The sequence below is a fragment of the Rhizobium sp. USDA 3886 genome (assembly GCF_056279785.1).
Window position 1 is genome coordinate 2,420,506 of sequence record NZ_JBWCDC010000001.1, and the last position, 14,030, is coordinate 2,434,535.

Genomic DNA, 14,030 nt, shown 5'->3' on the forward strand with positions numbered 1-14,030 from the left:
CATCCATGAAGAGCGGAAGAAGTGCCGGAAGTAAGCACGAGAGAGCTGATAGGTCCACTCAGCTAGGGGTTGGCTGGAATTCGTGGCGGCGAATCTGGACAGGTCGGCTCTCTCAGTGCTCAAATCACTCCTCTTCCCCAGTGGTTGTATCTTGAAATCCTGAAACAGCCTTGTCAATCGCCGTTTCCAGCCGCGCTTGGCGCCGGATTTACAGCTGTTTGCGTGCTATTTTGCATTCAGCGCAACGTTCGAGGACGCAGAATTGCCGCAAAGTCGAGAGGTTTTTGCAGAAAGGAATCAGCGCCTGCAGCCAGGGCGCGCTCGCGATCTTCCTCCGCATCCGAGCCGCTGCAGACACAAAGCCGTATCGGGATGAACCGAGCCTCCATGCGAAGCCGCGCGATGAGTGCGAGACCACTGTCGAGGGGCATATAAAGATCGGCGATCAGCATGTCCGGAAGTGCTGCGCTTTTGGCAAATCGCTGCTCCAGGGCGGTCAAAGCCGCCTCTGCTGTTGTAAAACAGAAGAGATCAACAGCGATCCGCTCCTTCTTGCGGATGTAGTCGAGGTAGAAAAGATCATCTCTGCTGTCATCGATATAAAATATGACCGGCATCGGTGCTTGCATCCGGCGACCCCGGAATGCTCCTCGATTGTGCGTTTTTGCCAGACTAGCCGTATTTTCCGGCAATCGATAGCGGCGGCAGGCCTCAACCGCTGAATCAGCCGCGCAACCATACGTTTTCCTATTGTGTCTTTCGGGATTTCAGCAAGAATTGGCACCCGATCGGGGAGGCTTGACGACGTGTGGAATGCGGCATGGCTACAGGACGACCCGCAAAGGACGGGGAAGCGCTATCGCTCCGCCGTCATCGTCATCGGCCTTCTGCTCGTCCTTCTCGGCCTGACTGTACTTGCGGGCTGGTTGTTGCGGGTCGAGGTCATCACGTCTTTCGTTCCTGATTTCCCCTCGATGGCGTTCAACACGGCGCTCTGTTTTGTTCTGTCAGGCATCGCACTTTCCACGTCCGCCAGGCGCCGGCCGCTGGCGTCCCTTCTCTCAACGATCGCCTCCGCGTCCGTCGTCCTGATTGTGCTCGCCCGGTTGATCGAGATCGCCACCCTCGGTCGCACCGTTCATAACGTCGACCGGCTGTTGACCAACATTCTTATTCCTCCGGATTTTGCCGCGCAGATCGGCGGCGGCATGGGGCCGAATGCTTCGCTGATCTTCCTGCTCGGCAATCTGTCGCTGATCGCATCCCAGAACTGGCGGGAAGCCCGGGCCCCGCTTATCCAGGAACTGATAAGCTATGTCGTCGTCACGCTCGGCATGATCGCCCTTGCCGGCTATGTCACGAATGCCGAACAAGGCTACCGCTGGGGGCCTTATGCAGCGATGGCGCTGCCGACGGCAATTGGCGTGGTGACCTTCGGTGGGGGATTGCTCGCAAGCGCCTGGTGGCGGCAGCCCGAAAGCCGCGGTCGCATACCGCTCTGGGTTCCGGCGCTCGTGTGCTTCACCGGACTTCTCGCAGATCTCTACACGCCCCTTGGAGTGGCGAACGGCATTCTCTACGTGCCGCTGGTGTTGACCGCCCTCTGGTTCAGGAACCGGAAGGCGTCGCTTCTCTTCGCCCTCGTGTGCACGATCCTCGTCCTGCTCGGCTTCTTTGCCGTCCGCCACGATAGTGCGAGTCTCTGGCACGAGATCACGAACCGGTCGATCACCGTCGTCATGCTGTGGCTGATTGCCTTGCTTGTGTTCTACTATGTTCGGAACAGGATGAGCCTGGAGACCGAGCGCATCCGCTTCAGTGCGTTGGTGCGCAATACGCCGGACGCGGTACTCACGATCGATGAAAAGGGAACGATCTCGAGCTTCAACCCAGCCGCCGAACAGATGTTCGGCTACGCGCCGCAAGAGGTGATCGGCAGGAACGTCAAGATGCTGATGTCGGAGCCCTATCATTCGGAGCACGACGGCTATCTCAGCCACTATGCCGAAACCGGCGAGCAGCGGATCATCGGCACGACACGCGAGGTTTCCGGGCGGCGCAAGAACAATGCCGTCTTTCCACTCGACGTTTCCATCAGCGAGGTGAAGAGCGGCGGAATAAAGACCTTTGTCGGGATCCTTCGCGATATCAGCGAGCGCGTGAACCAGGAGGAGCGGCTGAGGACGACGCTGGCGCAGCTTGAAGACTATACCGCCGATCTGGAGCGCAGCAATCACGACCTCGACGAGTTCGCCTATATCGCTTCGCATGATTTGAAGGAGCCGCTGCGCGGGCTACATAACCACTCGCGCTTCCTGTTGGAGGACTACGGGGGCCAGCTCGATGACGATGGCGTGCGGCGCCTCAACCGCCTGGTGCGGCTCAGCCAGCGCATGGAGAAGCTGGTCAACGACCTCCTCTATTTCTCGCGGATCGGCCGCCAGCAGCTTGCGGTGAAGCGCACCGATATCAACCTCGTCGTCAAGGATGTGGTCGCCACCATGGAATTGCTTCTGGAAGAGCGGCATGCCAAGGTCGTCATCGACGGCCAATTGCCTGAGGTGGTCTGCGATGCGCCGCGGCTCACGGAAGTCTTCCGGAACCTCATTACCAATGCGATCAAATACAACGACAAGCCCCGACCGCTCGTCAGCATCGGCTATCTCGAGCGCTTCGTCGCCAGGGACGGCACGACGGCGCATAACGTCTTTTTCGTCAAAGACAACGGCAAAGGCATAGCCAAGGAATTCCATGAGGATATTTTCCGCATTTTCAAACGCCTGGAAAAATCGCAGGATTCGGATGACGGAACGGGGGCCGGTTTGACCTTCGTCCGCAAGATTATCACCCGTCACAATGGCGAGATATGGCTGGAATCGGAAATCGGCATCGGTACGACGTTCTATTTCACTTTGGGCAGGAAGCGCGAGGGCCAGAATGCAGCAGCGTGACACGCAACCAATCCTCATCGTCGAGGATAGCGAGGACGACTTCGAGGCGACGATCCGCGCTTTCAAGCGCACGAACCTGCGCAACCCGATCCACTGGGCGGCTTCGGGACAAGAAGCTCTCGATATGCTGACGGCCATGAGCCCGCGGCCGGGCCTGATCCTGCTCGATCTCAACATGCCGGGGCTCGACGGCCGCAAGACGCTGGAGGCGATCAAATCCAATGCGCACTGGCACAAGATACCGGTCGTCATCCTGACGACCTCCGACGATGAGCGCGACATCGAGGGCTGCTATGCCCTCGGCGCCAATACCTATGTGCAGAAGCCCGTCGATCTGGACGGCCTTTTTGCAGCCATACAAAGGCTGAAGGAATACTGGTTCGAGATTGCCATACTGCCCTTAGAGGAGTGACGATTGGCAGAAGTCTGCTCGATACTGATCATCGACGACAACATCGACGACCGCGAGGTCTACCGGCGCATGCTGGACCGCGTACCGGGCACCGCCTACGCTGTATCCGAGGCCGAAACCGGAGACGAGGGCCTCGTGCTGATCAGGGAAAAACGGCCGCACTGCATCCTGCTCGATTACTCTCTGCCCGGCCGCGACGGCCTCGGCATTCTTGCGGAGATCCTCAAGCTCTATCCATCCGCCAATGTCATCATGCTGACGGGCCAAGGCAACGAGACGGTTGCCGTCGAAGTGATGAAGAGCGGCGCGCGGGATTATCTGACCAAGGATGCGCTGTCGCCGGAAGCGCTGCACCGCTGCATCCAGAATGCCATCATGCATGGCGCGCTGGAAACCAAGCTGGAGCAGAAGCGCCAATCTCTCGAAATCTTCACGCGTGCGATGGCGCACGACCTCAAAGAACCGCTGAGAACCATCAAGTCCTTCAGCAAGATCCTGCACGGTTCCTCTTCACTGCCAGCCGAGGATCGCGAGCTTCTCGACTACGTGCTGAGCGCCGCCGACCACATGGAGGACCTGATCGTTAAGGTTTCGGGTTTTACCAAGCTCGAAGTTGCCGCCGACCTCGAGCTGAAGCCCGTCGCGCTCGCTTCGGTGCTCGATCAGGTGGAGGATAATCTCCATCGGCAGATCGAAAGCGGTCAGGCAGCGATCACTCGCGGGGACCTGCCGGAAGTAATGGGCGATGCGACGTTGCTGATCCAGCTTCTGCAGAACCTCGTCTCGAATTCCATCCGCTATTGCGAGAACCGCACGCCGGAGATCAGGATCGCCGCGACGGCAAACAGCGGCATTTGTCGTCTTTCCGTCAGCGACAACGGTCCCGGCATCGATCCCCAGCATTGCGAGCTGATTTTCCAGCCGTTCAAACGACTCGTCGGCCGCGGCATCGAAGGAACCGGCCTCGGCTTGGCCATCTGCCGTCGCATAGCGCAGCTGCACGGCGGCGCGATCTGGTGCGAGGCGCGTGGCGGCGAAGGCACGACCTTCATCCTCGAAGTGCCCCTTGCCCTGGCAGCCGCCGCAGCACCCATGGCTATGCCTGCCGCTCAACGCGTCCGGCCGTACGAACATGCGACGGAGGCGACCCGCAGGCTTGCTGAAGTATTGCTCGTCGAAGACAGCCCAGCCGACATACAGCTTCTGAAACTGAAGCTCATGCGCCGCGAGAAGGTCAGCTTCAATCTTCATGTCGCGGCGAACGGCCGCGAGGCGATGCGGCTGCTCGAACAGCGTGCCGCAATACCGGATCAGCCGCCGATGGACCTGATGCTGCTCGACATCAACATGCCGCTCATGGACGGCTTCGAGGTCCTGAGTGCGCTTGCAGCTGACGGACGGCTCCGCGGCATTCCGGTCTGCATCCTCAGCACATCAAGCGACGAAGGCGATATTCAAAGGGCGAAGGAGCTCGGCGCGCTCGCTTATATGGTGAAGCCGCCAACCCTGCAGCAACTGGAACAGATGCTGGAGGACGTTGGTACGTTGAAACTGCAACCGCTCGGCGATTCGCTCGTTCTGTGTGTAGAACAATCAAGGCAATCTTCTACGGCACTGGCATGACTTTCATATCGGCTCTCGTTCTGGCATTGCTCGCTACTCCTATCCAATCTGGACTGCTCTCAATGGTTTCTGGCATACATCACGTGACGGCGATTACCCGCAAAGTGCAAGCGAACGTCGACTTCTACGCAGGCTTCCTCGGCCTGCGGCTTGTCAAACGGACGGCCGGATTCGAAGACGCGACGCAGTTGCATCTCTTCTATGGCGACGCTGCCGGCACACCCGGTTCGCTTCTCACCTTCCTCGCGTGGGAAGACGGTTCACCAGGACGCGCGGGCTTCGGGCAGATCAGCGAGATCGCGCTTGCCATCGACCCTACGAGCATCGGCTACTGGCTGACGCGGGCCATGAGTTTCGGCCTGCGCATGGAGGGGCCGGGAGACGAGTTCGGCGAGACGGTGCTGCGTCTCAAGGATCCCGACAACATCATCCTGAAGCTCACCGGCAACAAGGAACTGAAGAGCGCCGCGCCCTGGCGTGGCGGTCCGGTGCCGGTCGAGCACGCCGTGCAGCGCATCCGCGGCGCGACCATGCTGACGGAAGTGCCTGAGGAAAGCCGCAGCTTCCTCGAAAGACACTTCGGCTATCGCTTCCAGGTGAGCAAGGGCGCGATCGATCGTCTCGTCTCGCAATCGGGCGACGTCATCGATGTCCGCAATGCCCGCGGCTTCTGGTCCGGTGCGCCGGGAACAGGCACGGTCGATCACGTGGCTTTCCGCGCCACCGACGACGCGCAGTTGTCGACAGTTCACGAAGCGCTCCGGGAGACGAACTTCTCGGCAACCAGCATGCATGACCGCAAATATTTCCGCTCGCTCTATGCCCGCGAGCCTGGCGGCACGCTGGCCGAACTTGCGACGGACAAGCCCGGCATGACCGTCGATGAACCGGCCGAAACCCTCGGCTCCATGCTCTTCGTGCCGCCGAAGGATCCAATCACCAATCTCGAGGACCTGAAGGTGGTCCTGCCGCAGTTCTCCATGCCCGGCGAGCCCCGCGTGAACTATCGCGACCTGCCCTTCGTCCACCGCTTCTACACACCACCGGATCCGGACGGCAGCGTGTTCGTGCTGCTTCACGGATCGGGCGGCAACGAGACGACGCTGATGCCGCTGCTGCATAAGGTGTCGCCGCGCGCCACACTGCTCGGCGTGCGCGGCCGCGCAACGGAAGAAGGCTTCCCGCGCTGGTACAAGCGCATAACGCCATTCGCCTTCGATCAGGACGACATCAAGAACGAGGCGGAAGCCTTCGCCGCCTTTATCGACAGCGCCGTCAAATCCTATGGCCTCGATCCGAAGAAGATCATCTATGTCGGCTATTCCAACGGCGCCAATCTGCTGAACTCGCTGCTCTACCTGCATCCGAGCCTCGTGCACCGCGCCGTGCTGCTCCGCTCCATGCCGGTCCTGACGAACTATCCGCGTGCCGACCTTACGGGCACGGATCTGCTCGTCATCAGCGGCAAGACCGACGCCTATGGCCGGTATGCGAACGAGCTTCAGACACGGCTGAAAACCGCCGGCGCGACCGTCGATTCGGACGTCATCTCCGGCGGCCATGACCTCGGCGATGCCGATGTGCCGATCATCCAGAAGTGGCTTCTGCAGAAAACCCGCCAGGCCAGCGCCCCGCAATAACGCCCTGGAAAGCCTTCCGAAGCGTGATGATTTCTTGGAACGGACTTCCTCCAACGAGTTTAGTCCAGATGTGTTTCCAACCATTATCTTTGCCAGAAGGACTTTTTTGCTCAACTCTTGTCGGCATCACTCAATTCGATGATCTCTGCATTTGCCTCAATGAAAACGGAAACATCCCATCGCCATGAGGTAAAATATTACTTGAATCATTTCGAAGAAATATACGATACATCCATAAAATAAAACATAACAAAACACAGGCAAATTTTCTCAAGGCTATACACTCTGTCTATAAATACAATAGCCATCAAATATTATTACATGTTTCTTCGTTGGAGTTTCTAACTCTCGTCAAACGACACGTCTTCGTCAACAAATTACCTCATTTCTTCTGTTTTTACCGTATCTGTTCTATTTTGCTGCAGCGCAAAAAATCCTTGCCGAACCTTGATGTGCGGCCTATCTTCACCCGGACATCGATCGCAGAAGGGGAAATGAATGCCTCCTCGGCCTGTTGACATCAGCCTGATCATCTCTTCGAGAAATCGGGCCTATGGCCTATTGAACTGCCTGGATGCCATCGCCGCCGCCGCGCGGCAGGCAGGCCATTTGCGCCTTGAACTCGTCTTCGTGGACAATGGGTCGACCGACGACACCTCGGACGTCTTCCGCAAATGGGCGGCCTTGGCGCCGATCGATACCAATCTCATCTACGAAACGCTGCCCGGCCTTGCCAATGCCCGCAATAGCGGGATTGCCGCCGCCGCCGGCCGTCTCCTTGCCTTTACAGATGATGATTGCGAAGTGTTCCCCGAGTACTTCACGACCATCGATGCCGCCTTCGCCGATGATACCGAGATCGTCATGCGAGGAGGGCGGGTCGAGCTCGGTGATGCGCGCGATCTTCCGGTCACCATCAAGACCGAACGCGAGCCCGCCGCATTGACCAGCGAGCTTCATGCCGGCGGTTTCATCCACGGCTGCAACATGGCCTTCCCGAAGGCGCTTTGCGAAGCGATTGGCCTCTTCGATCCGCGCTTCGGCGCCGGATCGCCCTTCCGCTCGGGGGAGGATACGGATTACATTCACCGCGCCTTCAACGCCGGCATCCGTGTCGAATATTCCCCCGATGTCGTCGTCAAGCACTTCCATGGCCGCCGCAAGATCGAGGACATTCACCGCCTGCACGCGGGCTATGCCTTCGGCAATGGCGCGCTCTATGCGAAATACATGTTCGACCGGCGCTCCAACATGCGCGGCATGCTGCGCTGGGATATCCGCCAGGCAATCAAGGAAGCGATCAGCGGTCGCAGGATGAGCGACGAGATGGGGCTCACCTATCGCCGCCAGCTTCGCGACAATATCACCGGCATGCTCGCCTATTGGCGGAGCGCCAAGGCGAAACGCGCGACATCAGCGATCCGCAGCTGATCCGTCATCGCCGCAATGCCCTCGATTGCGCACCACATTCGATTGGAGCCTGAATGGCAGATAATGCAGTTGCGCATGCCGACCTGAAGAAGAAGACGGCGCTCTCCGTCCTCTGGTCGGTGATCCGCGTCGCGTGGAGCACCGTCGCAACCTTTGTCATCTTCGTCATCCTTGCCCGCATCCTCGGGCCCGCTGATTTCGGAACCTTCGCGCTCGCAAGCCTTTTCGTCGAGATCGGCCGCGTGCTCGCCTATGCCGGGCTTGGCGATGCGATTACCCGGCAGCTCGATCTCGACGAGGAACTCGCCGATACCTGCTTCTGGGCAACGGTCGCCTTCAGCGCCGTCGTCGCCTCCCTCGTCTTCGTCTTCGCGCCCTATTACGGCCAGCTCGTCCGCGATCCTTCGGTGGCGGGCATCCTGCAATGGCTGGCGCCGCTGCTGCCCCTTTCGTCGCTTGCAGTTATTCACAATGCGCGGCTGGCACGCGATTTCGGCCACAAGAGCCTTGCGGCGCAGAGCATCGCCGCGAGCCTGCTCTCCGGCATCACCGCCGTCGTCTGCGCCTGGCTCGGCTGGGGCATCTGGGCGCTGGTGGCGCAGACTGCGGTCACTGCCGCCGTCACCGTCGTCCTCGGCTGGGTGTCGTACCCGTGGATGCCGCGCCTGCGCTTCAATCTCGAGAAATTCCGTTCGGTCTTCCTCTTCAGCGTCAGCCTCGTGGTCACGCAGCTCATGTGGATGCTGCTTGCCCGCGTGCAGGATATCTTCATTTCCCGCTGGTACGGCGCCGTTGAAGTCGGCCGTTACCGCATCGCCTGGCGGCTGATTGAACTAATCGGCCAGGCCGTCCTTGCGCCCATCGGCAGCGTTTCGCTCGTCACGCTGTCGCGCCTGCAGAACGATCGCACCGCCTTCCGCAATGCCTACAACAAGATCGTCGGTGCGGCCGCTCTCGGCACGATCCCGCTGCTCTTCGGTTTCGGCGCGCTGTCGAACGACATGATCGCCCTGCTCTTCGGCGACAAATGGGGCAATGCCGGCGATATCGCCACCGTGCTGGTGCTGATGTCCGTGCCGTTTGTGACGAACTTCTTCGCATCCTCGGCGCTTTCCGCGGCCAACCGTGCGGAATCGATCCTCTCGGTGGCCGCCCTCCAGCTTGTGGCGACGCTGATCCTCACCTGGCTACTGATCCCCTACGGCATCCTCGCGGTTGCGGCAGGCTATGTGCTGCGGGCCTGGCTGACGATGCCTTACCAGCAATATGTGCTGAGCAAGTATGCCGGGATCGATGCAGCCGGCACATTCAAGGCGGTCGCCCTTCCCTTCTGTGGCAGCGCGGTTATGGCTGTCTGCGTCTGGTTCGCCCATCCCTACATCGCCGAACATCTGCAAAGCCGCTGGATAGCTCTCGGCGCCAGCATCGGGCTCGGCGCAATCGTCTATCTGGCCTTTCTGCCGATCTTCGGCAGAAAGGCCATCCGTCCCTATATCGCACTCGGCAAGTCGCTGCTGCCGTTCGGCAAACGCGCCGAGGCCTAGCTTCGCAGCCAGGCCAGTAAACAGGAGCCTTTCATGCAGGAAACCAACATTACGATCATCAACCGCCTTCAAGGACTGATCGCCAACAACCTCTCCGATCTCGTCGATCCGGCGGAGCGCTTCGCTCTGCTCGATTTTCCCAACCACTACAATATCGGCGACAGCGCCATCTGGCTCGGCGAGCTTGCCTATTTCGACCGCCGCAAGACGCGGCCGGCTTATGTGACCGAGATTCCGACCTATGACGAGGAGCGGATGCTCGCGACGATTGGCAGTGGCCGTATCTTCCTGCACGGCGGCGGCAATTTCGGCGACATATGGGCCGGCTACCGTCAGTTCCGGGAAGGCATGCTGACGAAATTCAAGGGCCGGCCGATCATCCAGATGCCGCAGACGATCCATTTCAAGGAACAGGCCAATATCGACAGCACGGCCCGCGCCATCGAGCAGCACGGCAACTTCACCCTCCTGGTGCGCGACAAGAAGAGCCTGGAATTCGCGCGCCGCTGGTTCCAGTGCGACACGCGCCTTTGCCCGGACATGGCCTTCTGCATCGGCCCGGTCGCGCGCCCGGCACCGCAGCACGAGCTGCTGCTCAATCTCCGCGAAGATCAGGAAGTCGGGACACCGCAGGATCTCACCGCTGCCACGGGACGTCCCGGCACCGTCAAATCCGATTGGCCGGATGAGCCCGCCGATTTCCAGCGGCAGACCAAGCATACCGCGATCCTGAAGGGCCTGATGTCCGGCAAGATCGGCGGGCGTGCCCGCATGACGGAGCTTGCCTATCGCGAGCGCGCGCAGCAGCGTTTCGATCGCGGCGTGGCGCTGCTCGGCTCGGCCCGTCAGGTCATCACCGACCGCATGCACGGCCACATCATGTGCGTATTGATCGGCGCCGATCATTGCGTGCTGGACAACAGCTACGGTAAGACGAGCAGCTTCATCGAAGCTTGGGGTACCTGCAATACGGAAAAGGCAACGCTTGCCGCCACCGTCGACGAGGCGCTTGCCATCCTCGATGCCCGGCGTGTGAGGCCTGCCGCGGTCGCCTGATCTAACCTCGCCGGGCGATCATGATCCCGGCGAGCACCACTGCGCCGCCGATCGCCTGCATTGGACCGATCGCTTCGCTCAGCAAAATCCAGGCAAGGATCGCCGCGACGACCGGCTGGAGCAGCAGCGTCAGCGAGGAGAAGGCGGCCGGCAGATAGGCGAGCGCATAAGCGATCGCTACTTGCCCGCCGGCATGGCTGACGAAGGCGAGGCCGAAAACCATCGCCCAGCCATAGGCGGTGGCCGGTAAGATCTGATCCTCGAAGGCCAAAGCCAGCGGAAAGATGGTAACCGCGGCAGACGCCGTGCTCCAGAGCATGATTCGGATGGTATCGAACCGGCTTCTAAGCCTGCCGATCGCAAGGATGTAGCCGGCGTAGAACAACGCCGCGACGATCGCGATACCATCGCCCGCCAGATCCCCGTTCCCAAAGGCCGAAGGCCCGCCCTTCAGGATGACGACGCCGGCCAATGCCAGCGCCAGACCGATAACGAAGAGCCGCGTCACGGCCGCGCGGAAGAACAGGAAGCCGATAATCGTGACGAAGACGGGCGCAAGGTTCGCCAGCAGCGTCGCATTGGCGACCGACGTCATGGTGATCGAGAGATGCCAGGCAGCAAGATCCATGGCGAGGATTACGCCCGGCAGGACTAGCAGCCCATAATCCGAAAGCTTTTCCGGTTTCGGTCCGGCATCCTTGCCCTTGATCAACGAGAATAGGACGATCGGTATCAGGGCGAGCGCAACGCGCCAGAACGCGGTCGCCATCGGCCCGACTTCCGACAGCCGCACGAAGATCGGCGAGCCGCCGATCGCCGCCCCGCCAACGATCAGTGCCGCGAGGGCAAGGCGATTGGAAGGTGCTGTCTCGACGGTTGCGGAAGCGGCTTGCGACATGATCTCGATGCTTTCTGCGCCGCGTCCAGTGAAAGCGGCGATCGGCAGCGAGTTACCAGATGAAAGCAACCGAAGATAGCGCAGGAGCGACAATGGCGGGCAAAAGTGATTGATGTCCGGTTGCCTCAGCCGGAAATCACCGTTGCGAATTCCGGCTTGCCGCGGATCGTATTGCTCACCGTGCAGATCTCTTCCGCCGCATGAGCGATCTTCTGCCGCGTCTCCTCGTCGATATCGCCCTTGATGCCGAAGGCGATATTGAACGTCATGACGCGCGAAGGCCCTTCCGTCGCTTTCTCGCCCGTCACATCCGCCGTCAATTCGGTGATCCTGTCGAGCACGCCCATCTGGCTTGCGGCGATGCGCGCGCTCAGCACCAGGCAGGCGGAAAGCGAGGAATAGAGCAGGTCCAGCGGGTTGAAACCCGGCTGCGACGGGCTTGTGACGATGTCTAGCTCTCCCTTCGTCATCGAGGTGACATGCGGAAAGCCGGTGCGCCCTAGAACGGCGGTGGCGCCAGTTGGTCTTTGTTTTGCCTTGAGGTCGGCCATGCCGCGAAACTCCGTTGATCGTGGGATCTCAAATTAGTGAGTTTGCCGGTGGCCCGCAACGAATCCGCTTTCCGCAAATCCAGAGACGCGCGGGCGTGAATCCTGTATCAGGCGAGCCATGAAGAAAAAACAGATCGCGATCATCGGCGGCGGGCCGGCGGGCCTGATGGCGGCCGAGGTGCTTTCGGCATCCGGCCACGCCGTCACCGTCTACGAAGCCATGCCCACGGTGGCGCGCAAATTCCTGCTCGCTGGAAAGTCCGGCCTCAATATCACTCATTCGGAAGATTACGCGCGCTTCGTCACCCGCTTCGGCAAGGCGTCCGACCGGTTGCGGACCGCCTTGGACGGCTTCACACCCGACGATGTCCGCGCGTGGGCGGAGGGACTGGGCACCGAGACCTTCACCGGTTCGTCGGGCCGCGTCTTCCCGAAGGTCATGAAGGCCTCGCCGCTCCTGCGCGCCTGGATCGCACGTCTTGAGGGGCAGGGCGTCGAAATCCTGACGCGCCACCGCTGGACCGGTTTCGAGGCGGATGGTTACGCGTTCGAGACGCCGAAAGGCTGTCTCGTCGTCCACCCTGATGCCGCCTTGCTGGCCCTTGGCGGAGCCAGCTGGCCGCGCCTCGGCTCGAATGCTGCCTGGGTGCCCTGGCTCCGGGAAAAGGGCGTGAGCATCGCGCCGTTCCAACCCGCCAATTGCGGCTTCGACGTCGATTGGAGCGAAACCTTCCGCGAGCGTTTCGCTGGCGAGCCACTCAAGTCCGTCACCGCCACCTCGCCCACCGGCACCTTTCCCGGCGAGTTCGTCATCACCCGCCACGGCATCGAAGGCAGCCTCGTCTACGCCCATTCCGCAGCACTGCGCGACACGCTCGCAAGCGGCAAGCCCACATCCCTGCTCATCGATCTCGCACCCGGCCGAAGCACTGAGCGCCTGGCAAAGGACCTCGCCCGGCAGAACAGGAAAGCCAGCCTCTCCAACCGCCTGCGCAAAGGCGCCGGCCTCGACGGTGTCAAAACCGCCCTGCTGCGCGAGCTCGCCAGCGAAACCGGCCTCCAGGACGCTTCGAGGCTTGCAAACCTCATCAAATCCCTACCGATCCCACTCACCCGCCCCCGCCCCACCACTGAGGCCATATCCTCCGCCGGCGGCATCGAATGGAGCGCGCTTGACGACAGCTACATGCTAGAAGTCATCCCCGGCCTCTTCGCCGCCGGAGAAATGCTCGACTGGGAAGCGCCGACAGGCGGGTATCTGCTGACGGCGTGTTTGGCGATGGGGAGGGCTGCCGCCATCGGACTCGATAGCTGGCTTGAAAGCCAATAACAGCCATCTGGATCATCGCGGGAGGAAGAATGGTGCCGTGTAGTGGTTCTGGAATGCAATAGAGAATGCCAATAATCTCTCCGGTATCATCACCCTGATATTGTCGAATGAGTCTCATCCTGTATCGATCCTGTGGTGTTGGGGCTCGTTTACCCTGTGGTTAAGCGTTGCAGAAAGGGCGTCACGTTCCCTAGCGCGGAAGCTGCTGTCGAACACTGGACCGCCGACCTATTATGGAACACACATCACAGACCTCGGTGCCTTCGCGGTCACCACCTGTCATCCAGACGAGTTGGTAGCGACAACGTCGCCCATGTCGGCGGGCCAATGAATGGCCACGGCTTCCGCGCCTACTGTCCCAGCCAATGATTCGAGCCGTTGACACCGGCGCCATCGCCGTTCTCGACGATCTCGGCAGCCACAGATCCAAGGCGATCCGCGAGCCGTCAAGCCAAAAGGCTCAAGACTATAATTCCTGCCAAAATGCTCATCCGACCTCAGTCTGGCGAAAAGCATGCTAGAGGAGCAAATGTCGGCTGCGGGAGGCACAAAAGAGAGAACTATTGAAGAACAAGTCACTATCCGGGATACCTC

Annotated in this window: 11 protein-coding genes; 8 read left to right on the forward strand and 3 right to left on the reverse strand. The window is 60.5% G+C overall.

The features are described 5' to 3' along the window. Positions 1–236: 236 nt before the first annotated feature. Entirely contained in the window at positions 237–617 is a 381-nt protein-coding gene (locus tag ACZ9BX_RS12440) for a response regulator (RefSeq protein WP_132559151.1), read from the reverse strand. A 189-nt stretch (positions 618–806) separates the two neighbouring features. Between ACZ9BX_RS12440 and ACZ9BX_RS12445 the strand changes: the two genes are divergently transcribed. The 7 genes from ACZ9BX_RS12445 to ACZ9BX_RS12475 all read left to right on the forward strand — a co-directional run bounded on the left by ACZ9BX_RS12445 (position 807) and on the right by ACZ9BX_RS12475 (position 10,657). Then, positions 807–2,951: a sensor histidine kinase gene (locus ACZ9BX_RS12445; protein ID WP_476218223.1), complete on the forward strand. Its 2,145-nt coding sequence runs from the start codon at positions 807–809 to the stop codon at positions 2,949–2,951. Continuing rightward, positions 2,938–3,363, forward strand: coding sequence for a response regulator (locus ACZ9BX_RS12450; protein ID WP_476218224.1), 426 nt, complete (start codon positions 2,938–2,940; stop codon positions 3,361–3,363). Before ACZ9BX_RS12445 ends, ACZ9BX_RS12450 begins: the two co-directional genes overlap by 14 nt. 3 nt (positions 3,364–3,366) lie before the next feature. Then, entirely contained in the window at positions 3,367–4,986 is a 1,620-nt protein-coding gene (locus tag ACZ9BX_RS12455) for a response regulator (protein ID WP_476218226.1), read from the forward strand. Positions 4,987–5,048: 62 nt separating this feature from the next. Beyond that, a complete protein-coding gene (locus ACZ9BX_RS12460; RefSeq protein WP_476218228.1) occupies positions 5,049–6,626 on the forward strand; it encodes a VOC family protein in 1,578 nt (525 codons plus the stop codon). 498 nt (positions 6,627–7,124) lie between these two features. Continuing rightward, positions 7,125–8,057, forward strand: coding sequence for a glycosyltransferase family 2 protein (locus ACZ9BX_RS12465; RefSeq protein ID WP_476218230.1), 933 nt, complete (start codon positions 7,125–7,127; stop codon positions 8,055–8,057). Between the two features lie 53 nt (positions 8,058–8,110). After that, a complete protein-coding gene (locus ACZ9BX_RS12470) occupies positions 8,111–9,601 on the forward strand; it encodes a lipopolysaccharide biosynthesis protein (RefSeq protein ID WP_132559139.1) in 1,491 nt (496 codons plus the stop codon). A gap of 33 nt (positions 9,602–9,634) precedes the next feature. Continuing rightward, a complete protein-coding gene (locus ACZ9BX_RS12475; RefSeq protein ID WP_476218232.1) occupies positions 9,635–10,657 on the forward strand; it encodes a polysaccharide pyruvyl transferase family protein in 1,023 nt (340 codons plus the stop codon). 1 nt (position 10,658) lies between these two features. Here ACZ9BX_RS12475 and ACZ9BX_RS12480 read toward each other — a convergent pair whose 3' ends face one another. Together ACZ9BX_RS12480 and ACZ9BX_RS12485 are read right to left on the reverse strand one after the other, a co-directional pair. Beyond that, the gene (locus tag ACZ9BX_RS12480; RefSeq protein WP_476218234.1) at positions 10,659–11,555 is read right to left on the reverse strand and encodes a DMT family transporter; all 897 of its coding nucleotides are present in this window, start codon (positions 11,553–11,555) and stop codon (positions 10,659–10,661) included. A 125-nt stretch (positions 11,556–11,680) separates the two neighbouring features. Beyond that, on the reverse strand, positions 11,681–12,106 hold the full coding sequence (locus ACZ9BX_RS12485; RefSeq protein WP_476218236.1) for an OsmC family protein: 426 nt from the start codon (positions 12,104–12,106) through the stop codon (positions 11,681–11,683). A 118-nt stretch (positions 12,107–12,224) separates the two neighbouring features. Between ACZ9BX_RS12485 and ACZ9BX_RS12490 the strand changes: the two genes are divergently transcribed. Further along, positions 12,225–13,436: a TIGR03862 family flavoprotein gene (locus tag ACZ9BX_RS12490; protein ID WP_476218238.1), complete on the forward strand. Its 1,212-nt coding sequence runs from the start codon at positions 12,225–12,227 to the stop codon at positions 13,434–13,436. Positions 13,437–14,030: the final 594 nt, after the last annotated feature.

What these genes read in the sequence shown, in the direction of transcription:
- ACZ9BX_RS12470 (WP_132559139.1), top strand. Translation starts at nt 8,111, where the DNA reads ATGGCAGATAATGCAGTTGCGCATGCCGACCTGAAGAAGAAGACGGCG.
- ACZ9BX_RS12450 (WP_476218224.1), top strand. Translation starts at nt 2,938, where the DNA reads ATGCAGCAGCGTGACACGCAACCAATCCTCATCGTCGAGGATAGCGAG.
- ACZ9BX_RS12485 (WP_476218236.1), bottom strand. Translation starts at nt 12,106, where the DNA reads ATGGCCGACCTCAAGGCAAAACAAAGACCAACTGGCGCCACCGCCGTT.
- ACZ9BX_RS12475 (WP_476218232.1), top strand. Translation starts at nt 9,635, where the DNA reads ATGCAGGAAACCAACATTACGATCATCAACCGCCTTCAAGGACTGATC.
- ACZ9BX_RS12460 (WP_476218228.1), top strand. Translation starts at nt 5,049, where the DNA reads ATGGTTTCTGGCATACATCACGTGACGGCGATTACCCGCAAAGTGCAA.
- ACZ9BX_RS12480 (WP_476218234.1), bottom strand. Translation starts at nt 11,555, where the DNA reads ATGTCGCAAGCCGCTTCCGCAACCGTCGAGACAGCACCTTCCAATCGC.
- ACZ9BX_RS12440 (WP_132559151.1), bottom strand. Translation starts at nt 617, where the DNA reads ATGCCGGTCATATTTTATATCGATGACAGCAGAGATGATCTTTTCTAC.
- ACZ9BX_RS12465 (WP_476218230.1), top strand. Translation starts at nt 7,125, where the DNA reads ATGCCTCCTCGGCCTGTTGACATCAGCCTGATCATCTCTTCGAGAAAT.
- ACZ9BX_RS12490 (WP_476218238.1), top strand. Translation starts at nt 12,225, where the DNA reads ATGAAGAAAAAACAGATCGCGATCATCGGCGGCGGGCCGGCGGGCCTG.